Source organism: Gemella sp. 27098_8_155, assembly GCF_041433725.1.
Lineage (GTDB): Bacteria > Bacillota > Bacilli > Staphylococcales > Gemellaceae > Gemella > Gemella haemolysans_D.
Genome location: NZ_JAPWCA010000021.1, coordinates 1 through 20,613 on the forward strand (window position 1 = coordinate 1; position 20,613 = coordinate 20,613).

Annotated in this window: 24 protein-coding genes; 20 read left to right on the forward strand and 4 right to left on the reverse strand. The window is 28.9% G+C overall.

Features of this window, described 5'->3' with window-relative positions; genetic code table 11:
* Positions 1–54: 54 nt before the first annotated feature.
* Entirely contained in the window at positions 55–696 is a 642-nt protein-coding gene (locus O5Y44_RS07715; protein WP_371465880.1) for an NAD(P)H-dependent oxidoreductase, read from the forward strand.
* A gap of 52 nt (positions 697–748) precedes the next feature.
* Here the strand turns inward: O5Y44_RS07715 and O5Y44_RS07720 are convergent, their stop codons facing one another.
* On the reverse strand, positions 749–1,384 hold the full coding sequence (locus tag O5Y44_RS07720; protein WP_371465881.1) for a YigZ family protein: 636 nt from the start codon (positions 1,382–1,384) through the stop codon (positions 749–751).
* A gap of 154 nt (positions 1,385–1,538) precedes the next feature.
* Between O5Y44_RS07720 and O5Y44_RS07725 the strand changes: the two genes are divergently transcribed.
* The 3 genes from O5Y44_RS07725 to O5Y44_RS07735 are packed head-to-tail and all read left to right on the forward strand — an operon-like array spanning position 1,539 to position 3,391.
* Positions 1,539–1,856 (forward strand): PadR family transcriptional regulator, encoded by a 318-nt coding sequence (locus O5Y44_RS07725; protein WP_040464235.1) that lies wholly within the window; start codon positions 1,539–1,541, stop codon positions 1,854–1,856.
* Positions 1,849–2,457 carry a DUF1700 domain-containing protein gene (locus tag O5Y44_RS07730; protein ID WP_371465882.1) on the forward strand — a complete coding sequence of 203 codons (609 nt, stop codon included), beginning with the start codon at positions 1,849–1,851 and terminating at the stop codon, positions 2,455–2,457. Before O5Y44_RS07725 ends, O5Y44_RS07730 begins: the two co-directional genes overlap by 8 nt.
* On the forward strand, positions 2,450–3,391 hold the full coding sequence (locus O5Y44_RS07735; RefSeq protein WP_371465883.1) for a DUF4097 family beta strand repeat-containing protein: 942 nt from the start codon (positions 2,450–2,452) through the stop codon (positions 3,389–3,391). Before O5Y44_RS07730 ends, O5Y44_RS07735 begins: the two co-directional genes overlap by 8 nt.
* A 42-nt stretch (positions 3,392–3,433) precedes the next feature.
* Here O5Y44_RS07735 and O5Y44_RS07740 read toward each other — a convergent pair whose 3' ends face one another.
* Positions 3,434–4,780, reverse strand: a complete 1,347-nt coding sequence (locus O5Y44_RS07740) for an LCP family protein (protein WP_371465884.1) — start codon at positions 4,778–4,780, stop codon at positions 3,434–3,436.
* 185 nt (positions 4,781–4,965) lie between these two features.
* Between O5Y44_RS07740 and mutM the strand changes: the two genes are divergently transcribed.
* The 6 genes from mutM to O5Y44_RS07770 all read left to right on the forward strand — a co-directional run bounded on the left by mutM (position 4,966) and on the right by O5Y44_RS07770 (position 8,855).
* Positions 4,966–5,826, forward strand: a complete 861-nt coding sequence (gene mutM / locus O5Y44_RS07745; RefSeq protein ID WP_371465885.1) for a bifunctional DNA-formamidopyrimidine glycosylase/DNA-(apurinic or apyrimidinic site) lyase — start codon at positions 4,966–4,968, stop codon at positions 5,824–5,826.
* Between the two features lie 12 nt (positions 5,827–5,838).
* Positions 5,839–6,687: a YitT family protein gene (locus O5Y44_RS07750; RefSeq protein ID WP_271965972.1), complete on the forward strand. Its 849-nt coding sequence runs from the start codon at positions 5,839–5,841 to the stop codon at positions 6,685–6,687.
* 70 nt (positions 6,688–6,757) lie between these two features.
* Positions 6,758–7,090 (forward strand): hypothetical protein, encoded by a 333-nt coding sequence (locus O5Y44_RS07755; RefSeq protein WP_371465886.1) that lies wholly within the window; start codon positions 6,758–6,760, stop codon positions 7,088–7,090.
* A 62-nt stretch (positions 7,091–7,152) separates the two neighbouring features.
* A complete protein-coding gene (gene rnmV, locus O5Y44_RS07760) occupies positions 7,153–7,704 on the forward strand; it encodes a ribonuclease M5 (protein ID WP_271965970.1) in 552 nt (183 codons plus the stop codon).
* Positions 7,704–8,564: a 16S rRNA (adenine(1518)-N(6)/adenine(1519)-N(6))-dimethyltransferase RsmA gene (gene rsmA, locus O5Y44_RS07765; RefSeq protein WP_371465887.1), complete on the forward strand. Its 861-nt coding sequence runs from the start codon at positions 7,704–7,706 to the stop codon at positions 8,562–8,564. The genes rnmV and rsmA overlap by 1 nt, the downstream gene beginning before the upstream one ends.
* A 102-nt stretch (positions 8,565–8,666) precedes the next feature.
* A complete protein-coding gene (locus O5Y44_RS07770) occupies positions 8,667–8,855 on the forward strand; it encodes a MazG-like family protein (RefSeq protein WP_371465893.1) in 189 nt (62 codons plus the stop codon).
* Between the two features lie 252 nt (positions 8,856–9,107).
* On the opposite strand, the gene O5Y44_RS07775 is transcribed toward O5Y44_RS07770, so the two are convergent.
* A complete protein-coding gene (locus O5Y44_RS07775; protein WP_271965967.1) occupies positions 9,108–10,325 on the reverse strand; it encodes an MFS transporter in 1,218 nt (405 codons plus the stop codon).
* Between the two features lie 794 nt (positions 10,326–11,119).
* Between O5Y44_RS07775 and trpX the strand changes: the two genes are divergently transcribed.
* The 7 genes from trpX (at position 11,120) to O5Y44_RS07810 (ending at position 17,629) form a co-directional block, all read left to right on the forward strand.
* Positions 11,120–12,124 (forward strand): tryptophan ABC transporter substrate-binding protein, encoded by a 1,005-nt coding sequence (gene trpX, locus O5Y44_RS07780; protein WP_003147243.1) that lies wholly within the window; start codon positions 11,120–11,122, stop codon positions 12,122–12,124.
* Positions 12,125–12,275: 151 nt separating this feature from the next.
* Positions 12,276–13,151, forward strand: a complete 876-nt coding sequence (locus O5Y44_RS07785) for an ABC transporter permease (RefSeq protein WP_271965965.1) — start codon at positions 12,276–12,278, stop codon at positions 13,149–13,151.
* A 3-nt stretch (positions 13,152–13,154) separates the two neighbouring features.
* Positions 13,155–13,928 (forward strand): ABC transporter ATP-binding protein, encoded by a 774-nt coding sequence (locus tag O5Y44_RS07790; protein ID WP_271965964.1) that lies wholly within the window; start codon positions 13,155–13,157, stop codon positions 13,926–13,928.
* Positions 13,929–14,147: 219 nt separating this feature from the next.
* The gene (locus O5Y44_RS07795) at positions 14,148–14,813 is read left to right on the forward strand and encodes a response regulator transcription factor (protein WP_271965962.1); all 666 of its coding nucleotides are present in this window, start codon (positions 14,148–14,150) and stop codon (positions 14,811–14,813) included.
* Positions 14,803–16,146 (forward strand): sensor histidine kinase, encoded by a 1,344-nt coding sequence (locus O5Y44_RS07800; protein ID WP_371465889.1) that lies wholly within the window; start codon positions 14,803–14,805, stop codon positions 16,144–16,146. The genes O5Y44_RS07795 and O5Y44_RS07800 overlap by 11 nt, the downstream gene beginning before the upstream one ends.
* 293 nt (positions 16,147–16,439) lie before the next feature.
* Entirely contained in the window at positions 16,440–17,024 is a 585-nt protein-coding gene (locus O5Y44_RS07805) for a PepSY domain-containing protein (protein WP_271965960.1), read from the forward strand.
* An 83-nt stretch (positions 17,025–17,107) separates the two neighbouring features.
* Positions 17,108–17,629: a PepSY domain-containing protein gene (locus tag O5Y44_RS07810; RefSeq protein WP_271965959.1), complete on the forward strand. Its 522-nt coding sequence runs from the start codon at positions 17,108–17,110 to the stop codon at positions 17,627–17,629.
* 98 nt (positions 17,630–17,727) lie between these two features.
* Here O5Y44_RS07810 and O5Y44_RS07815 read toward each other — a convergent pair whose 3' ends face one another.
* Complete coding sequence (locus tag O5Y44_RS07815) at positions 17,728–18,252, reverse strand: hypothetical protein (protein WP_204643747.1); 525 nt, start codon at positions 18,250–18,252, stop codon at positions 17,728–17,730.
* 516 nt (positions 18,253–18,768) lie between these two features.
* On the opposite strand from O5Y44_RS07815, the gene upp reads away from it, so the two are divergent.
* The 3 genes from upp to atpE all read left to right on the forward strand — a co-directional run bounded on the left by upp (position 18,769) and on the right by atpE (position 20,584).
* The gene (gene upp / locus O5Y44_RS07820; RefSeq protein WP_271965957.1) at positions 18,769–19,398 is read left to right on the forward strand and encodes a uracil phosphoribosyltransferase; all 630 of its coding nucleotides are present in this window, start codon (positions 18,769–18,771) and stop codon (positions 19,396–19,398) included.
* 163 nt (positions 19,399–19,561) lie between these two features.
* Positions 19,562–20,290 carry a F0F1 ATP synthase subunit A gene (gene atpB / locus O5Y44_RS07825; protein ID WP_271987126.1) on the forward strand — a complete coding sequence of 243 codons (729 nt, stop codon included), beginning with the start codon at positions 19,562–19,564 and terminating at the stop codon, positions 20,288–20,290.
* A 78-nt stretch (positions 20,291–20,368) separates the two neighbouring features.
* Entirely contained in the window at positions 20,369–20,584 is a 216-nt protein-coding gene (gene atpE, locus O5Y44_RS07830; protein ID WP_003143965.1) for a F0F1 ATP synthase subunit C, read from the forward strand.
* Positions 20,585–20,613 lie beyond the last annotated feature (29 nt).

Sequence of the window (20,613 nt, forward strand, 5' to 3'; positions counted from 1 at the left end):
CACGATTTTTGAGTCACTCCCTATTTTTTATATTGTATTATTTTATGAGGTGAAATGATGAAAATTTTACAGATTATGTGTCACCCAGATTTTGATGGAAAGCATAGGATTTCTAATATTTTAGCAAAAATCGGTGAAGAGAAATTAATAGAAGAAGGATTAGAAGATATCGAAAAGATAAATTTATATGATCCGAGTACTCACATCCCGGTGATGGATAAGTTTATGTTTAATTATGAGGGAGTACAATTAACAAAAAAAGAACAACAGGATAAAATTAGACAAAAGGAATTATTAGAACAATGGAAGAGTGCGGAAGCAGTATTTATTTATATGCCGCTTCATAATTTTAACGTAGTATCAAAGTTTAAAGATTATATTGATAATATAATGATAGTAGATGAAACTTTTAAATGTGAGGTAGAGTCTTTAATAGGACTAGATGATTCTAATAAACAAATAACCTTTGTCATAACTAGTGGTGGAGAATTTGATAAGCATATCCAATATACTAATTTAGACTTTGCAGTTCAATATGTACGAGGAGTATTTAGCATCCTAGGAATAGACAAAGTTAAAGTTATAAGAGTAGAGGGCCTTGATTTAGCATTCAATAATAAAGAAAAAATAGTAGAGAAGGGTATCTCTGATTTAAAAGAGTGGATAGAAGAATTTTTGAAAAAAAATAAAAAATAAGCTAAGAAGGAATAAGAGACTGTTTAATATGGTTTCTGATTCCTTCTTAGCTTTATTTAATATCGAATTCAAGTTGTTTTTCTTTTGAAGATAGAATTTTGAATTGACCGTTAGTTAGGTTAGCAATCCAATTTTCAAAGTTATTGTAGTCTTCTTGCATTACATAAATTGTATAAATGATTTTGTCAGTGTATTCTAAGTTGTTCACGATGAAATTAGTTTTTCCAATTTCATATTCTATTTTTCCGTTTAGACTATAATCTAATTCTAATCTAACTTCAAAAGCATCTTTTCTTTCTACCAATATTGCATTTTTTAGCGCGTTAATTACTCCACCACCATATGTACGAACTAAACCACCAGTTCCTAGTTTAGTTCCACCGTAGTATCTTATTACTGTGGCACAGACATTTTTAATTTCGTTCTTTACTAGTACGTCTAGCATTGGAGCGCCAGCAGTTCCACTAGGTTCTCCATCATCATTAGCACGAGTTATTTCGTTATTATCACCAACTACATAACATGAGCAAACATGTGTAGCATCGTAGTGTTTTTTCTTCATTTTTTGAATAAACTCTCGGGCTTCTTCTTCGCTATTAATTCTTATAAGATGAGTAATGAATGTAGATTTTTTCTCTACAAATTCATCGTATGAATCTTCTTTGATTGTAATAAATTTTTTCGCCATAGTACCTCCTTTGTAATTTATAATTTGCTGAATTTACTATATTAATTATGATGTATTATAAATAAAATGTCAATAATTAGAATATATTTCTCATTATACTACTTGACAAATTATACTATGCAATGTATAGTATTATGTGAAAGGAGATATTTGTATGGAAGCTCAATTAAAAAGAGGTTTATTGGAAATATGTGTTCTTGCTACTTTACGTAATTCTGAATCATATGGGTATAAAATTATAAAAGATGTTTCAAATGTAATTCCTATATCGGAATCAACGTTATATCCAATCTTAAAACGCTTGGAAGCAAACGATTGTGTTACCTCATATTCGGTAGAACATAATAGTAGACTAAGAAAATATTATAAAATTACAGATGTTGGTCTCAATAAAATTCAGGAATTTCTTATCGACTGGAAAGTAATAAGTAATGCACATAAATATATATTAGGAGATGAAAAACATGAATAAGACACAGTTCTGCGCTCTTTTGGGAAATAAATTAAAACCATATTTATCGCAAAAAGAGATGTATAAAACACTTAATTTTTTCGAAGAAATGATTGATGATCGTATTGATGAGGGCTTAAGTGAAGAAGAAGCTGTATCACAATTAGGGGATATTAATATCATCGTTGATCAAATTTTAGATGAACATAATATTGGAAAAAAACAAACAAAACTAGTATGGAGGTTTATACCACGAAAAATCCCTACAGAGCTCGGCTTTATTATTACCGTATTATTATTTCCTGCTTGGATAACTATATTTTCTCTAGTCGCTAGTCTTTTTATAGTTATTCTGTCTATAATATTTAGTATTGTACTTTCTATTATAGCTATTTTCATTGGTGGAATCTTATTGATATTAAAATCCCCATTTTATCTTATTTACGAAAGAAATATTTCGTATTTCTTAGATACTTTAGGATTTGGATTTGTTATTTCAGGGGCTGGTTTAATTGGTATTTACTGGTTGATAAAAATATATAAAAAATCACGTCAAAATGGTATAAACATCAGAACAATTTTTGTGAAGATTTTCAAAAAAGAGGTGTATATAAATGAATAAATTTATAAAAATTTCTATTGGTTTTATAATTTTTGGATTAGTATTGATAGGATTAGCAACTTACTTAAATAATGGTCATATACCTAGATTTTCTTCTAATTTCGAGAAAAAGAATTATACTATCTCAATTAATGATGTTAAAAATTTAGATTTAGATATTATTGATTCTGATGTAACCATAGAAGAGAATACTGCTTCTAAAAATATAGAAATAGAATACTATACTACTTTAGAACGTAAAGTTAATATAGAGCACATAGGAAATAAGTTATCTATAAAAGAAAATAAAAATATTGTGAGTATTAATTTTAATTTCTTTACTGAAAAAAGAAAACTTATTATAAAAATACCTAAATCTTCTAATATCGATATCAATTCAGTTAATAAAATAGGAGATTATTTTATCAAGAATCTAGATATTAAATCTCTTATAATTAATAGTGAACTAGGTGATGTATATGTAACTAATATTTCAGCTTCAGATGCTGACATTAAATTAGCAACTGGAAATTTAAATATAGATAACTTAAATAGTAAAAATAATTCTCTAAAAATTAATGTTGCTACAGGAAATGTTAAATTAAATAATATTAATGATTTAAAAGATATTAGTGTTGATAATAAAATAGGAGATACAGATTTGTCATCATCAACAATAAAAGATATTAATATAACTAATAAACTAGGAAATATTAAGGTAAGTAATCTTCCTAGTGAAAGTTCAGATAATATTAACTTAAAAACAACTACTGGTAATATTATTTTAAGTAATCTTACTGCAAATAATTCTATTACTCTTAAGTCAATAAAAGGTGATATTATAGCTGAATTAAGTGATGAAGAATCAAATTTTACAAATAGCTCAAATAAAAAGAAACAATTATTCACATCTTCAAATACTGGAACTGTAAATGTAAAATTTTCAAATAAATAATTAATATCCCATCAAAAATAGTTTTTGATGGGATATTAATTATTATTGATTATTATTAACTCCAGTATTTTGATGGGTATTTGTAGTACCGATACCAGTTGTAGTATTTTGCTGTTCATTGCTATTGTTAGCATTGTTTTCAGTATTACCATTTTCATCTGGTCTATTTTCGTTACTTACTGTAATATCTTTTTTCAGATCTTCTTTAGAAAGTTGTTCTGGAAGGTTGATTAGTAAATCTCCAGGTGACATTATTGTAAGTGAAACTTCTGGATATATAGTTTTAGGTAATAAATCAGTTATTCTATATTCTTTTAATCCAATATTTATGTGACCTTGGTAATATATATTTAGTAAATCTTTTGATTTTGGTAATGGTAAATCTAAATTATCTCTTAACGCTGATGATGCGTATAATAGAGATAGTGGACGAGGATAGTAGTAATATACGCCGTTGTACATTACATCATATCCATCGATTCTGTGTGAAACGATTTTAATATCATCATTAAAGAACATTTTTATCGCTGAAGAGATTTCTGTCGTTGATAGGTTATGTTCTACATTATCACCTGCAATATTAATTACATCATTGATTTTAGTTAAAGCATTTAAACTTTTCGCTTTATCGATAAGAGCGTGAATAGCTTGAAGTTGACGTTGACCACGTTCGATATCACTATCGTAATATCTACTACGAGCAAAAGCAAGAGCTTGTTCACCGTTTAGAGTGTGCCATCCTTTTGTTAGTTTAACAGTGTTTTCTTCACCATTAGCATTTTGTTCATCCATATCGAATGGTACATATAAATCAATTCCACCGAAGGCATCAACAGTTTGCTCAAAAGCCTTGAAGTTTATTAATACGTAGAAGTTAATAGGTGTATTTAATAAGTTTTCTACTGCGTTTGTTGTTCCTTTTACATCATTATAAGCATGAGCATGTGTAATCTTATCATAGAAGTATGCACTATCATTGTTCTCGTCATTCTTTTCACGCATCAAAGCAAGCGAGTCACGAGGAATACTAACCATATCCATACGTTTTTTATCTTTGTTAACAGTTGCTAGAATCATTGAGTCTGTTCTACTGTCTTCACGAGTTTGACCTTGAGCTTTACGGTCATCATTCATATCTATTCCTAAAATTAATACTGAAAATTTCTTAAAGTTAGGATCAACTTCTTTTAAGTAATCAACTTTTTTATATCCTTTGTGAGTTGAATTATAGAAGTTGAAAAACGTATACGCGGCAAAAGCTCCTGTTCCTAAAAACAGCAATGCTAGAACTGTAAATATTATTTTTTTAAATCCTCTTTTTTTAGGAGAGTGTTTATCATTTCTTGATCCAGAACTGATTCTATCTCTTCTAGATATTCTTTCTTTCATTTAATATAATCCCTTCTATAACATTATAACTTTTTTATTATACTACAAATTTCAATTTGTTGCCATAATAAAGGTGAAAATTGGAGATAAATATTGAAAATTAGAAAATAAAAGTGGGAAATTTTTGATATTTTCAAATATTTATATTAAAATAAAAAAAGTAAGTATAAAAATAGGAGTATATTATGCCAGAATTACCTGAGGTAGAGAATATAAAATTTGGACTTGAAGAAGTAGTAATAAATAAGCAAATTCTAGATGTAAAATATTCAAATGTTGTAACAGAAAGTCATAAATTGAATAAAATGGCGATAGTGAAGCAAGATATAAATTTTTTTTCGGAGAATGTAAAAGGTAAAACTATAGAGAAATTATCTAGAAGAGGGAAATACTTATATTTTACATTAAATGAAGGATATATTATCACACATTTTGGAATGACGGGAGCATTTTTTGTAGTAAAAGATATAGAAGAAATTACTAATAAAAACTACTTCAAACATCAACATGTGATTTTCGAATTATCGACTGGTGAAAAATTAGTCTACAGTGATATTAGAAGATTTGGTGAACTTAGATATATAGAAGATGTAACGAAATTTAAACCTTTTGTTAATCTCGCTCCAGAACCGTTTGATAAAAAAGCTAAAAAGTATTTTCTAGATAAATTAGATGAAAATAAATATAAAGATCAACCTATTAAAGCATTGCTATTGGAAGGGAATGTATTTTGTGGATGCGGGAATATTTATGATTGTGAAGTATTGTATCGTCAAAAAATACACCCTTTAACTAAAGCGAGTGAACTTTCTAAAAAGAAGAAGGAAAGTTTATTTAAGGAGTTAGTTGATATTCTCGATTTAGCGATAAAAGAAGGTGGATCTACAATTTCAGATTATGTACATGCTGATGGTGGAGAAGGAAATATGCAGAATTTCCACCAGATTTATGGTAAGAAGGTTTGTCCATTAGGCCATGATGTTGAAAATGTTACAATAAAAGGTCGTTCGAGTCATTTTTGTCCTATTTGTCAAAAAATAAAATAAAAAGGAGATTCAATGGATAGTAGATTAGAATTTTTAAAGAAATATATTAGTATAGTTATAGGATCGTTGATCTTTGCGGCAGGATTAGAATTTTTCTTAATTCCTAATAATATCCTAGATGGAGGAGTGATTGGGGTATCTATTATTGCTCGCCATTATTTAGGATTACCACTTGGATTATTTATCTTTCTTTTAAATATTCCATTCTTATATTTAGGATATAAACAGATTGGTAAAGGATTTTCTATAGCATCTATTTTTGGTATTGTTATTCTTTCTGCAGCTACATCATACTTCCAAAGCATTCCACCACTAGTTACGGATCCATTTTTAGCTTGTATATTCGGAGGAATTATACTTGGAATTGGAGTAGGGCTAGTTATCAGAAATGGTGGTACATTAGATGGTAGTGAGATGTTCTCAATCTATGCTACAAAAAAATTACCGATTTCTGTAGGTGAAATGGTTCTTGGAATAAATGTTGTTATCTTTATCGCATCTGGATTTGTTTTCACATGGGAAGCAGCATTATATTCTATGATAAGTTATTTCATCGCATCTAAAGTTATGGATATCGTTATTGAGGGACTTAATGATTCTAAATCTGTTATGGTAATTACTAGTAATTACCAAGTAATAAGTCAAGAAATTCAAGATAGACTTGGTCGTGGAGTGACTCTATTACATGGTGAGGGTGGTTATTCAGGTCAAGAAACAAAAATTATCTTTTGTGTAATTACACGTATTGAAGAATCAAAACTAAAAAAAATAGTCTTTAGGAACGATAAAAATGCCTTTCTATCGATTGGAACAGTTAGTGAAGTAAGTGGAGCTAACTTTAAGAAAAAAGATATACACTAATAAACATTCCTTTGCAGAGTTTTCTGCAAAGGATTTTTTGTGTTATAATGACTATAAAGAGGTGGGAGTTATGGAAGAATTATATAATTATCTTATTAAGAGTGAGAAAGTTTATTTGTTAGAAAGAAGAAAAACAGTAAAGTGGTGGCATATGCTATTTGACCTTGTTGGATTTCTATATTTTTTGGGAGAATATGGAAAAGATAAGACTTATGATTGTTACTTAGTTAAGTTTGAAAAACATTGGGAAATACTAGTGTGTAAAAAAGGAAAAGCACTAGAAAAAATTAAGCTTAAAGAGAAATTTGAATTAAAAAAGAAATTTCTTTGTGGAGTCTATAAGTATACAGTTCACCATGAAATCACACATGAACTATACAACTATTTGAAATATTCATGCTAGCATGAGCAAAATTTGTCTAAATATGTTATAATAGACTGATAAATTTTTAAAAGGATAATAAAATGAAAATTAAAGAAATAATAGTAGTAGAAGGAAGAGATGATACCAATAGGGTTAAAGAAGCAATAGATTGCGATACATTTGAAACTAATGGCTCTGCCCTTACTAAGAAAAAAATAGAACGATTAATCTTTTTAGAAAAAACAAGAGGATTAATAGTTTTAACAGATCCTGATTATGCGGGAAAAAGAATTAGAAGTATAATAGAAAAAAATATCCCTACGGCAAAACATGCATATATATCAAATAAAAAGGCTGTTGATAGTAAAGGGAAAATTGGAATAGAAGCTGCGAGCAAAGAAGATATTATAGCCGCTATTAAAAATCATTATACACCGATGGATGAGGTGAAAAATGATATAAGTAATGAAATATTGATAGAGTTAGGTTTGGTAGGAGGAACCACGTCAAAAGTCCTAAGAGAAGAACTTTGTGAAAGATTAAATATAGGTTACACTAATGCAAAACAACTACTAAATAAACTTAATATGTATAATATTTCTAAAGAACGTTTATTAGATGAGATGGAAAAAATAAGTAAAGGATTGAAATAATGATAGGAACACCTAAGAAAACTTTTGAAATACTAAAAAAACACGGATTCACATTTAAGAAGAGTTTAGGACAAAACTTCTTGATAGATGCGAATATCTTAAATAGAATCGTTGATGGAGCTGGAGTAAATGGAAATGTAGGAGTAATAGAAATCGGGCCTGGGATAGGTTCTCTTACAGAAGCATTAGCAAAAAAAGCCAAAAAAGTAATTTCGTTTGAAATTGATGGTAGACTTTTACCGATTTTGTCTGAGACGCTTGCAGACTATCCGAATGTCGAGATTATTAATAATGATATCTTAAAAGTCGATGTTGATAAAATAATCGCTGAAAAGATGTCAGATTGTGAAAAAATTATGGTAGTAGCTAACTTACCGTACTATATTACTACACCAATTTTGACTCATTTAATTGAGAACACTGAAAAGATTGATGGTTATGCAGTTATGATGCAAAAAGAAGTTGCGAATAGATTAAATGCGAAAGTAGGAACAAAAGATTATAACTCATTAACAATTTTATTAAATTACTATACAGATGTTGAGTATTTATTTACTGTACCGAAGAAAGTATTTGTACCTGTACCAAATGTTGAGAGTGCTGTTGTAAAAATTATGACAAAAGAAACTCGCGAATTTGAGACTGATGCCAAATTCTTTAAATTCGTGCGTTCATGTTTCGTTCAACGTAGAAAAACTTTACTTAATAATTTGATTTCAAGTTATGGTAAAGATAAGAAACAAGATCTGCAAAATGCTTGTGTAGACAGTGATATTGAACCTGGAAGACGAAGTGAAACTCTAAGTTTAGTGGAATTTTACAATTTATATAATAATTTAATAAATAACAGCCTAATTTAAAGGTAAAAAGATGGAGAGTTAAAAACTATAATAACTGAGTTTAGAGAAAAAAGAGGTTGGGGAGAGTATGATACTTTAGAAAGATTTTCTAAAAGTATATCGATAGAAGCGGCAGAATTACTAGAACATTTTCAATGGAGCGAAGAAGGAGATGATATACAAGAGATAAAAGATGAACTGGCAGACGTACTAATTTATGCTCTTGCAATGTGTTATCATCTTAATGAAGATCCTAAAAAGATTATAAAAGATAAGTTAGTTGATGTCGCAAGACGTTATCCAGAAAAATAAAAGAGGTTGACTCAAAAGTCTTAAAATTTAACAAAGTTCATATGATAATATATAGACGCAGTGGTTTATTGATATCTAAATTCGCCTTGTAAAAGCTCTTTAGATATCTAATAAACTGTTCGGGGGTGACTCGACAAAATCGATTTCTACGAAATCACGATTTTTGAGTCACTCCCTTTTGTTATCAATAATAAATATCTATAAAAAAAGTAGCCCTTAATTGAGGGCTACTTTTTAAAGTTTTTAATATTACTATCGACTAGTTTTAGTTTTTAGCACTGGTACTTCTTTACCTTTGTAGAACATAGCGTAAAGAACAGTTACTCCAATTGTTACTATTGCACAAAGGATGTAAATTCCTCTGTATGATAAGATTCCTTGAACTGTACCTAGTGCATATGGTCCAAATCCAAGACCAAGGTCTAATCCAATGAAGTATGTAGATAATGCAATACCTACTTTAGTAGAATCAACAAGTTTTAAACAAACTGCTTGTCCATTTGACATGAATGTTCCATATCCTAAACCGATTAAAGCACCAGAGAATAATAACATGAAGCTACCGTTTGTGAAACTTAACATTAATAATCCTAATGTTAAGAATACAAAACTTGGATACATAACTGCATTTTCACCACGTGCATCAAATACGCGTCCTGCGAATGGACGAGTAACTGTAACGATAAGAGCATATACTACAAAGAAGAATGCCCCAGCAGTAGATAAGTTTAAGCTATCAGCATAGATAGATAAGAATCCTAATACACTAGAGTAAGCTAAACCAACTAGGAATGCTACAGTAGAGATGAATAATACTTTGTATTCAATAAATGTATTTAAAGCCCAGCTGTTTAGTAATTCTTTTTGTTTTTCGTCTAATTCAATATTTTGAACTGGGAATAAGAAACAAGCAATTGTAACTGCTACAGATAATACGATTGCTAAAATAATAACTGCATTAAATCCTGTAATAGGAAGTAATAACATACCGATAAATGGTCCGATTGCAGCTGCTAAACTTGTACTTAATCCGTAGTAGTTGATACCTTCACCGTTACGAGATTTAGGAATATAAGTTGTAACTATTGCATTAGCTGCAGTTGAGATAGTTCCATAAGCAAATCCATTTAAGAAACGAACAGTATCTAAAATAACAATGTTAGATGAAATTAGGTAAGCTGCTGTTGTGATTAAATAGATTAATGCTCCAAAACGTAAAATTTGTTTACGACCAACAATTTCTAATTTTTTCCCAATATAAAGTCTGGCAATAAGTGTACCGATAATATAAATACCAGCGGCGAATCCTGCTTGAGCAGCAGTAGCACCTAGTTGAGATGTTGCGTATTTTGCTGTAATAACTACGAAACAGTAGTAAATTAAAAATACGATAAAATTAATTGTAGTAATTGTTATAAATCCTTTATTAAATAATTTGTCTTTTTCTTCTATAGCTATCTGGCTATCCATAAAAATTCTCCTAACTTACTTTTTTATTTTTTAATAACATATATATATAATACTCCTCAGCAAATCTATTTTCAAGTGCAAATTTTCATGAAAATTATATATTTTCAATTTTATTTTCATGAAAAATACTATTTATTATAATTAATAATAAATGATGGTATAACAGGAACTAAAAGATTATATATGTGTATTAATATTTAAATATATATATTTTAACTATGAAAACGAATTATTTTCATAAGTTTCAAAAATAATTAAGAAAATACCTTAGTTTTTATAGTACAGCAAATATACATAAAACACCATTAATATCTTTTTAATATTTTTTTGAAAATATTCGTATTTACTATTTTCTTTACAAGCTAAAAATTCAAAGGTATTAATAATTTTAGATAAATTGTCAGAATCTTTTAATTTTTTTTGAAAAATATCTTGACAATAAAAAAAACTGTTGCTATAATGTAAACAAGAATTAAACGTAAAGGAGAAAAAAGATTTATGAAACTGTATCAAGTTGACACGCTACAATTAAATATTCGTTGGCAAAGCCACTAGATACTGAGTCGATCTTGTTTCTTTTTAACATAGATACGACTCTCAGGTGAGAAGTAAGTATCTATGTGGATTATTTGTGATGAAAAAAATGAGACCACATAGAAATATCTAGGTGGTTTTTTATATTAAAAAAATGTCGAGGGACCACTAGATATTATGCTAGTGGTCTTTTTCTATAGATACGCTTCTAAATTTTGATTACAAAAAATATTATTAAAGTAAAAAAGGAGATTATTAAAATGAAAATAAATAAAATTTTTGTAGCATTTGCGGTATTATTAGTTTGTGTATTAGGTTATGGTTACTTCTCTAGTAAGAAAGGTGAAGATACTAAAAAAGTTGATAATAAAGAGGTAAAAGTAGGGGTACTTCAATTACTTAGTCACCCAGCTCTTGATCAAATTTATAAAGGTTTAGAAGATGGACTTAAAAAAGAAGGATATGAAGTTGGCAAGAATTTAAAAATTGATCTTCAAAATGCTCAAGGTGATCAAAGTAACTTAGCGAGTATGGGTCAAAAATTAGTAACAGATAACAACGATATTTTAGTAGGTATTACAACACCAGCTACTTTATCTCTATCAAACGCAACTAAAGATAAACCAATCATTATGGGTGGTATTACTTATCCAGTTGAAGCAGGATTAATTAAAGCTGAAGATAAACCAGGAAACAACATTACTGGTGTTAGTGATAGAACTCCAATTAAACAACAACTTGAAATCATGAAAAAAGTATTACCTAACATGAAAAAAGTTGGTATTCTTTACACAGCAAGTGAAGATAACTCTGTAAAACAAGCTCAAGAAGCTGAAAAATTAGCTAAAGAATTAGGATTAGAAGTTAAAGTATCAACAGTAGCGAATACAAATGATATTCAACAAGTAACAGAAAGCCTTGCTTCACAAACTGATGCAATTTTTGTACCAATCGATAACACAATCGCTAGTGCAATGGCAACAGTAGTAAAAGTAACAGACGCTAAGAAAATTCCAGTATTCCCATCTGCAGATACAATGGTAGCTGATGGAGGACTTTTAGGACTAGGTGTTGACCAATATCAAATCGGTGTTGAAACAGCAAAAGTTGTTGCTAAAGTATTAAAAGGTGCAGATACTAAAGATATGCCAATCGTACTTGCTAATGAGGGTGTAATTTACTTAAATGAAGCAAAAGCAAAACAATTAGGAATCGAAATTCCAAAAGAAATTAAAGATAAAGCAAAAGTAGTAGATAAAAAATAACATTATTGATATTATATTATTAACAAACTATTTTAGGAAGTAAATATATTAAAGGAGCGGCTCATAAAATCGATATTATAAATAGTTGTTTATGAGTCGCTCTAAATTATATAATATCAATTTAGGGGAAAAATAAAAAAAGAGGTGTAAAATGGATTTATTTATTTCAGCGATTTCACAAGGAATGTTGTGGGGAATATTATCGCTTGGATTATTTATTAGCTTTAGAGTATTAAATATTGCAGATATGACTACTGAGGGTGCGTATCCATTAGGAGCTGCGGTATGCGTAATCTGTATACATAATGGAATTAATCCCATTATTGCTACATTAATTTCTATAGTAGCAGGAATGTTAGCAGGACTTGTAACAGGATTTTTAATTACTGTTTGTAAAATACCAAGTTTACTTGCAGGGATTCTAACAATGACTGCATTATTATCAGTGAATCTTAGAATTATGGGAAGACCAAATTTAAGTTTAATCAATAAAGATACGATTTTTAGTAAAATTCAGGGGTTAAACTTACCAACTCATTATGATACTGTACTTGTTGGAATTATTCTTTCTGGATTAATTATCTTAGCTATGTCTTTATTCTTTTCAACAGAATTAGGTCAGAGTTTAATTGCAACAGGAGATAATGAAAAGATGGCAACAGCTTTAGGTATTTCTACTAAATCGATGACGATTTTAGGATTAATGCTTGCTAATGGAATAATTTCTTTAGCTGGTGCGATTTTAGCACAAAATAATGGTTATTCAGATGTTAATAGTGGAATTGGAGTTATAGTTGTAGCTTTAGCAGCTATTATTATAGGAGAAGTAATCTTTAAGGATGTAACTTTTACAACAAGATTAATATGTGTCATTTGTGGAGCGATTATTTATAGATTATTACTAGTTGGAGTGTTAAAATTAAATATTATTGGAGCTAATGATTTTAAATTAGTTTCAGCACTAGTTATTGCTATATTCTTAACACTACCTCAATTAAAATTAAAAGCTAAGAGAAAGGATGTATAGATCATGTCATTTATAAAAATTAATAAAATAGATAAAACGTTCTTTCCAGGTACGATTAGAGAACAACATGCATTAAAAAATGTTAGTCTAGAAATTAAAGATGGTGATTTTATCACTATTCTTGGTGGAAATGGAGCGGGGAAATCAACTTTTCTTAATGCACTAGCTGGTTCTTTTTCACTAGATGGTGGTGAGATTTTAATAGAAGGAAAAGATGTAAGTAGTATAGTGGAACATAAGAGAGCAGGATTTATCAGCAGAGTTTTCCAAAATCCTTTAGATGGAACAGCTCCTCGTATGACTGTTGCACAAAATATGTCTTTAGCACTTCGTCGAGGAAAAGTGAGAGGATTTAAGCCTGGAACTACTAAAGAAGATAGAGAACTATTTAAAAAGTTATTAGCAACTTTAGACTTAGGTCTTGAAGATAGATTAGATAGTGAAATGGGTCTATTATCTGGAGGTCAACGTCAAGCTATAGCACTTTTAATGGCAACTATGACTACTCCAAAACTTTTACTTCTTGATGAACATACAGCGGCACTAGATCCAAAAACTCAGAAAAAAATAATGGAACTTACTCGACAAAAAATTGAAGAGAAGAAATTAACAGCTTTAATGATAACTCACAATATTCAAGATGCGGTAAAATATGGGAACAGAATAATAGTTCTTCATCGAGGAGAATTAGTTCGAGATATTAGCAAAGAAGAAAAAGAAAAACTAGATGCAAAAGCATTATATGAATTACTTTATAATTTAGAAGAAAGTGAATAAAAGTAACGAAAGCGACTTAGATATGTGATTTTATAAATTACTAATTTAGGTCGTTTTTTCATTTTAAATTCATTTTTTTGTTTTAGAATGTAAATTAAATTATAAAGGTGGAGACTCTGCAAAACAGATTCCTCCTAAATCACGATTTTTTAGTCACTACCTTTACATTTACATATGAATTAAGTAAAATATAGTAGAATTTAGTACGAGGAGATTGTTATGAAAATACTTGTTGTTGAAGATGAACGCGATTTGAATAGAATAATTACTAAGCACTTAAAGAAAAATAATTATAGCGTAGATAGTTGTTTTGATGGCGGGGAAGCTTTAGATTTTGTAAGTTATAGTGAGTACGATTTGATTATTACTGATATAATGATGCCAAATGTTGATGGTTATGAGTTTATAGCGAAACTTCGTGAGAGTAAAAATAATACACCTGTTATAATGTTAACAGCAAAAGACACATTAGCGGATAAAATTGTCGGCCTTGACAGCGGAGCTGATGACTATATAGTTAAACCATTTGAGTTTGATGAGTTATTAGCTAGAATAAGAGTTTTAATGAGACGAAACTATGGTTTAGCAACTAATGTTATTCAAGTTGATGATGTTGTTTTGGATATTTCGAAAAAACAAGTGTTGAGAAATGGTCAAAATATTGGTTTAACTGGTAAGGAGTATGAAGTATTAGAATACCTTATGAAAAATAAGGAAAGTATCTTGAGTCGTGATCAAATTCTTAACCACGTTTGGGATTATGATTATGACGGGGCTTCTAATATAGTAGATGTTATTATAAAAAATATTAGAAAAAAATTAGATAATGGTACAGATAAGACTATAATTTACACTAAAAGGGGGTTAGGGTACTTTGTTAAATAAAATTAAGAAATTATCAATATTTCCATTTAGAAAAGTATCGCTGACTTTTAAAATCACTTTATGGTACACAACATTTATAGTTTTATTAATAGGATCACTGATAGTTGGGACATTTTTAGTTAGTGATAGTGTTGTTGAAAAAAATAGTGAAAAGAAATTGATAGAAGAGGTGGCTGAAATTTCAAGTGGATCTGATAAGTTCACCCCATATGAAGATGGAGTAACCTTATCAGTTTATGATAAAGATGGTAATCTTGTTGCAGGTTCTGTACCTAGAAATTTCAAAGTTAATGATTTTAGTCTAGGAGTAATTTCTGAATATAAAGATGTTAATCATAATAAATATCTTTACTATGATTCGGAAACAAGTTCGGCCCGTTTAGGAAATGGAAAATATGTAAGAGGAGTCGTACAAATTACTAATAATATTAATGGTTGGATATTGCCACTAATCATGAGTATAGGAAGTCCATTCGTTATATTAGTTATAATGTATGGTGGATATTTAATTATTAGAAGTTCATTAAAACCGGTTAGAGATATGACTGAAACTGCTGATACTATTGCAAAAAGTAATGACCTTAGTAAAAGAATCACTATAGAAGATGGTACTGATGAAGTGCATAAGTTAGGTAAAGTTTTTAATGAAATGTTAGAAACATTAGAAAATTCCTCAAAAAGGGAACGTCAATTTAGTTCAGATGTATCGCATGAACTTCGAACGCCGATTTCTGTAATAATGGCAGAAAGTGAATATGGAGCTAAGTATACAGATTCTGTAGAAGATGCGAAAGAATCCTTTGATGTTATTGAAAGACAGAGTAAGAGAATGACATCTATGATAAATCAAATACTAGAATTAGCTAGATTAGATAGTCGGTTAGAGATTCCAAAAGAAGAGCTTTTATTATCTGATAAAATTAAATCTACACTAGAGGATTATAAAATATTATTTGATAATAAGAATATAAAGTTATTTATAAATATAGAAGAAAATATCAAAGTATACGCTAATGAAGCGCTAATTATGAGGATGATAGATAATTTGATATCGAACGCCTTAAAATATGCTGAAACAGAAGTAGCAGTATGTTTAGCTAAAAGGAATAGAATTATTCTTGAAGTTGCTGATGATGGAATAGGAATAAGTGATGCTGAGAAAAAACATATTTGGGATAGATTTTATAAAGTAGATAAATCTAGAACTACAACAGAGGATAATTCTTCAGGGTTAGGGTTATCTATTACGAAAAAAATAGTAGAATTACATGATGGTAAAATAGCTGTTTTAGATAATAAGCCAAAAGGAACAAGATTTGTAGTGAATCTTTAAAAAACGAGGGAAAGTGACTCGAAAATCGTAATGTAAAAATCGATTTTGTTGAGTCACTCCTTTTTTATTTTACAGAAAATTATATATTAATATGAATCTTCATTTAAGATTCATAAAACACAGATATAATAAAAATATCTTAAGAGAAGAATAAAAGTGAAATCTTCATTTAGCATTCATAAAACGAAGATATAATAAAAACATCAAAAGAAAAGAACAAAAATGAAATTTTCATTTAACGTTCATAAAAGAAATATAAAATAAGAACATAAATAAAAAGAGGTAAATTAAAAATGACAAAAAATATTAATAACAACGAAATCGAAACAATTGAAGGCACTTACGTTGAAACTATCGAAAACGACAACCAATATGACAACCAATATAATGAACAACCTAAAAAAACTAAGAGGAATTTTCTAAAACCATTAATTATTGGAGCGTTAGCTGTAGTGGTAACGAGCGGAGTTGGAGCTTATGCTTATGATAAATATGAAACTGCGCAAAGAACTAAAATTCAAGATGCTTACTCTAATATTAAGTTGAATACAGGAAATCAAACTAATTCAAATGACAATAACAATAGTGGAAATAATAGCTCAAATAATAATACTCAGAACAATAATGCACAACAAAATACTCAAAATGTTAAATCACAACAAGAAATCCGCTCAATTGTAGCAGATACAATATCAGTATCAGAACAAAATATTAACTTTGTAAAAATTAAACCTAAATATGAGGATGATTATGCACCTCAAAATAATGGAGTATCTTTATATGTTTATAAAGTTGAAGCAAAAGCTAACGGATTAGAGTATGATGTAGTGGTAGATGCCATTTCAGGAAAAGTATTAAAAGTGAAAATTGATGACTAGAAAAAATAATATCTTAATCTTCATCTAAGATACATAAAGGAAATGTATAATAAAAATATAAAGAAAAAAGAGAGAAATGAAAAATGTCAGAAACTAAAAGAAAAAGAAACTTTTTAAAACCATTAATTATCGGAGCTTTAGCTGTTGTAGTGACAGGTGGAGTTGGAGCGTACGCTTATGACAAGTATGAAGAAGGGCAAAGAGCTAAAATTCAAGAGGCTTACTCAAATGTAAAAATGAATGTAGGAAACCAAACGGCTCAAAATAATAATACTGCTAATAACAATAATAGTAACAATGGTTCAAATAGTGATAATCAATCAACAAATGTTCAAAATAATAACAATAATAATACTCAACAAAATGTACAAAATGCAAAATCACAACAAGAAATACGTTCAATAGTAGCACAAGCTATTTCTACTCCTGAGCAAAACATTAACTTTGTTAAAGTTAGACCAGAGTATGAAGATGATTACGCACCACAAAACAATGGTATGCCATTATATGTTTATGAGGTTGAAGCACGTGCGAATGGATTAGAGTATGATGTTGTTGTTGATGCAGTATCAGGTAAAGTTTTAAAGGTAGAGATAGATAATTAATAAAATAATAAACTGATAATCTAGAAATAAAGATCTAGGTTATCAGTTTTTTCGATATTTGGAGATATCTAAACAATTAATTATTACTTTTTAATTGATTACTTCCTATTGTTGTAAATATAATATCCAATGAAAATAGCCGCTATTAAATATAGATTGAAGTTAGGATTTGCAATGTAGAAAAGCATTGCCTTATATGAAAGTCTCATAAATAATCCTTGGATAATTGACGGAGCAAAAAGTAAAATTACAATTACAGAATTATCCATTTTCTTCGCTAGTATTATTATAAATATTAATACAAGTAAAAGAATTAGAATTGCTAAGTATTTATTTATAATAATATTGAATGCTGTTGGGAATTTAAAAGGATTAAAAAATATCAGTAATGCTATTAATAGTACTAAAATTGTAATTATTGTACTTTTGGTACGTTCATCGAGTCTGCTTTTATTTGTGTACATAAATATATAACTTAAATAAAATCCACCGAAAATTAAAATTCCAACTAAAGCCGCTTCTAATAGATTTAATGCCATAAATGGATTAGCCAAAATAGGCGTAAGATAAAAAAGTAAATATATACCTGTTGCTATTATTAAATTACGTTTGAATATTGTCATATACGCTCCTTAATTATTTTAATAATGATGATAGACCATAAGCTATAAATGAAAAAACTAATATAATAAGTATTAAAACTAGAGCACTCGAATTAAAAATGAAAAATAAAGGAAGTGCTAGAATAGTACTTAATACGGGTATAAATATAGTTTTTTGAATAAAATATGATATTAATAGTGTTATAGCAAATGAAGTGAATCCATAAACTAATATTAAAATGAAACCAGCTTTATCACTAGTGCCATTATAGAATTTCAAAAAAAGTAGTGGGATAATATAGTAGAAAATACTAGTAAGTAAAAATATCCCTAAAAATGTTTTTCTTTGCATGGTAAAGTCTCCGTTTATCTTGTTTTTATTATTGTAATATTTTCTATAATAGAAGTCTAGTAATATAAGAGTTTTAATAAAAAAAAAATTTTTAAAGGAGGTAAAATATTTTTGGATATCCCTTGTTAAAATGAAATAATTAGAGTAAAATAAATATAATAATATAACAAAGGAGAACTATAATTATGTCAAAAGTTCATGTATTTGATCATCCATTGATCCAACATAAATTATCTTTTATTAGAGATAAGAGAACGGGTTCTAAAGACTTTAGACAACTTACTAATGAAGTAGGTTCTTTAATGGCTTATGAAATTACTCGTGATCTTCCATTGGAGGATGTTGAAGTAGAAACTCCAATTCAAACTACTACTTGTAAACGTCTTGCAGGTAAAAAGATAGTTTTTGTTCCAATTCTTCGTGCAGGATTAGGAATGGTTGATGGTTTAATGAATTTAATTCCATCAGCAAGAGTAGGACACGTAGGTTTATATCGTGATCCAGAAACGCTTCAACCACATGAGTACTTTGTAAAAATACCAAATAATCCAGAAGAACGTCATTTTATCGTTGTTGACCCAATGTTAGCAACTGGTGGTTCAGCTATTGCTGCAATTGACTCACTAAAACAACGTGGAGTTAACGATATTAAATTTATGTGTTTAATAGCAGCACCAGAAGGTGTAAAAGCTTTACATGATGCACATCCAGATGTAGATATCTATATCGCAGGATTAGATGAAAAACTAAATGATCATGGGTATATCGTACCAGGACTAGGAGACGCTGGAGACAGAATCTTCGGAACAAAATAACATAATAATAACAACATATTTTTAAACAATTTAGATAAAATTTAAGAAATTGCTAGAAAATATTATAAAATAATATTATAATATGTATTAAGTATTTCTAATTTTATATTACAACAGATTTAGAAATATAAAAGATACTTAAGAAAAGAGGTGAGGGGAATATATGGAAAAACATACATATCTTATTACCAAATTATTTGGCTATGATATAACGGTTAATATTCCTAGTGTAATCACAACTTTAATAACAGTGTTGCTTACCTTTATTATAGTGATGTTTCTAACTAGTAGAATTAAATTAAGACCAGATAGTAAACGTCAAAATGCAGCTGAGTTACTTGCTTATTTCGTTAGTGATAATGTCATCAAAGGTAATGTTAACTGGAAAAAATATGGTAAAGGATTATGGGCAACAGCTCTAACAATTATTTCACTTGTTGCAGTAGCAAATACTATAGGTGTATTAATAGAAGTTAGTTACAATGAAGTAGTCTATGTCAACTCTGTAACTGCGGATCCAACATTTACTTTCTCTCTTGCATTATTAGTGATTGTCTTTACTCATTTTGCAGGAATTAAGTATAAAGGAGTTAAACACTATTTTGGTACATATACTTCTTCAGGTATAGGTATTACACCGTTCAAGGTTATTGAAGAGTTCACAAATTTAATGACTTTTTCAATGCGTTTATTCGGTAATATCTATGCAGGTGAAATATTATTAGCACTATTAGCTACACTTACAACAGTAGGATTCTTTGGTGCAATAGCTGGTATGGCAGGTCTAGTAGTATGGAAAGGATTCTCTCTATTTATAGGACTTATCCAAGCATATATCTTTACTGTCTTAACATTCATTTATTTATCACATAAAATTAGTGATGAACATTAATCTTTTTAAACGCACTATATGTGCAAAAATCTAATAATTAATAAAATTCATTTATTATCCAAGGAGGAAAATATAATTATGGTAGAATTAATTGGAGCAGGTTTAGCAGCAGGTTTAGCAGCGGTTGGTGCTGGTATCGGTAACGGATTTTTATTCGGTAAATTTATCGAAGGTGTATCTCGCCAACCAGAATTAGAGTCAAGATTAAAATCTAATGCTTTCGTATTATTCGCACTTGTAGAAGCAGTACCTATCTTAGCTATCGTTATTTCATTCGTTATCTTAGCTAAATAATTTAGTATAATACTGTGAACAAAAGAACT

What these genes read in the sequence shown, in the direction of transcription:
- O5Y44_RS07715 (WP_371465880.1), top strand. Translation starts at nt 55, where the DNA reads ATGATGAAAATTTTACAGATTATGTGTCACCCAGATTTTGATGGAAAG.
- O5Y44_RS07720 (WP_371465881.1), bottom strand. Translation starts at nt 1,384, where the DNA reads ATGGCGAAAAAATTTATTACAATCAAAGAAGATTCATACGATGAATTT.
- O5Y44_RS07725 (WP_040464235.1), top strand. Translation starts at nt 1,539, where the DNA reads ATGGAAGCTCAATTAAAAAGAGGTTTATTGGAAATATGTGTTCTTGCT.
- O5Y44_RS07730 (WP_371465882.1), top strand. Translation starts at nt 1,849, where the DNA reads ATGAATAAGACACAGTTCTGCGCTCTTTTGGGAAATAAATTAAAACCA.
- O5Y44_RS07735 (WP_371465883.1), top strand. Translation starts at nt 2,450, where the DNA reads ATGAATAAATTTATAAAAATTTCTATTGGTTTTATAATTTTTGGATTA.
- O5Y44_RS07740 (WP_371465884.1), bottom strand. Translation starts at nt 4,780, where the DNA reads ATGAAAGAAAGAATATCTAGAAGAGATAGAATCAGTTCTGGATCAAGA.
- mutM (WP_371465885.1), top strand. Translation starts at nt 4,966, where the DNA reads ATGCCAGAATTACCTGAGGTAGAGAATATAAAATTTGGACTTGAAGAA.
- O5Y44_RS07750 (WP_271965972.1), top strand. Translation starts at nt 5,839, where the DNA reads ATGGATAGTAGATTAGAATTTTTAAAGAAATATATTAGTATAGTTATA.
- O5Y44_RS07755 (WP_371465886.1), top strand. Translation starts at nt 6,758, where the DNA reads ATGGAAGAATTATATAATTATCTTATTAAGAGTGAGAAAGTTTATTTG.
- rnmV (WP_271965970.1), top strand. Translation starts at nt 7,153, where the DNA reads ATGAAAATTAAAGAAATAATAGTAGTAGAAGGAAGAGATGATACCAAT.
- rsmA (WP_371465887.1), top strand. Translation starts at nt 7,704, where the DNA reads ATGATAGGAACACCTAAGAAAACTTTTGAAATACTAAAAAAACACGGA.
- O5Y44_RS07775 (WP_271965967.1), bottom strand. Translation starts at nt 10,325, where the DNA reads ATGGATAGCCAGATAGCTATAGAAGAAAAAGACAAATTATTTAATAAA.
- trpX (WP_003147243.1), top strand. Translation starts at nt 11,120, where the DNA reads ATGAAAATAAATAAAATTTTTGTAGCATTTGCGGTATTATTAGTTTGT.
- O5Y44_RS07785 (WP_271965965.1), top strand. Translation starts at nt 12,276, where the DNA reads ATGGATTTATTTATTTCAGCGATTTCACAAGGAATGTTGTGGGGAATA.
- O5Y44_RS07790 (WP_271965964.1), top strand. Translation starts at nt 13,155, where the DNA reads ATGTCATTTATAAAAATTAATAAAATAGATAAAACGTTCTTTCCAGGT.
- O5Y44_RS07795 (WP_271965962.1), top strand. Translation starts at nt 14,148, where the DNA reads ATGAAAATACTTGTTGTTGAAGATGAACGCGATTTGAATAGAATAATT.
- O5Y44_RS07805 (WP_271965960.1), top strand. Translation starts at nt 16,440, where the DNA reads ATGACAAAAAATATTAATAACAACGAAATCGAAACAATTGAAGGCACT.
- O5Y44_RS07810 (WP_271965959.1), top strand. Translation starts at nt 17,108, where the DNA reads ATGTCAGAAACTAAAAGAAAAAGAAACTTTTTAAAACCATTAATTATC.
- O5Y44_RS07815 (WP_204643747.1), bottom strand. Translation starts at nt 18,252, where the DNA reads ATGACAATATTCAAACGTAATTTAATAATAGCAACAGGTATATATTTA.
- upp (WP_271965957.1), top strand. Translation starts at nt 18,769, where the DNA reads ATGTCAAAAGTTCATGTATTTGATCATCCATTGATCCAACATAAATTA.
- atpB (WP_271987126.1), top strand. Translation starts at nt 19,562, where the DNA reads ATGGAAAAACATACATATCTTATTACCAAATTATTTGGCTATGATATA.
- atpE (WP_003143965.1), top strand. Translation starts at nt 20,369, where the DNA reads ATGGTAGAATTAATTGGAGCAGGTTTAGCAGCAGGTTTAGCAGCGGTT.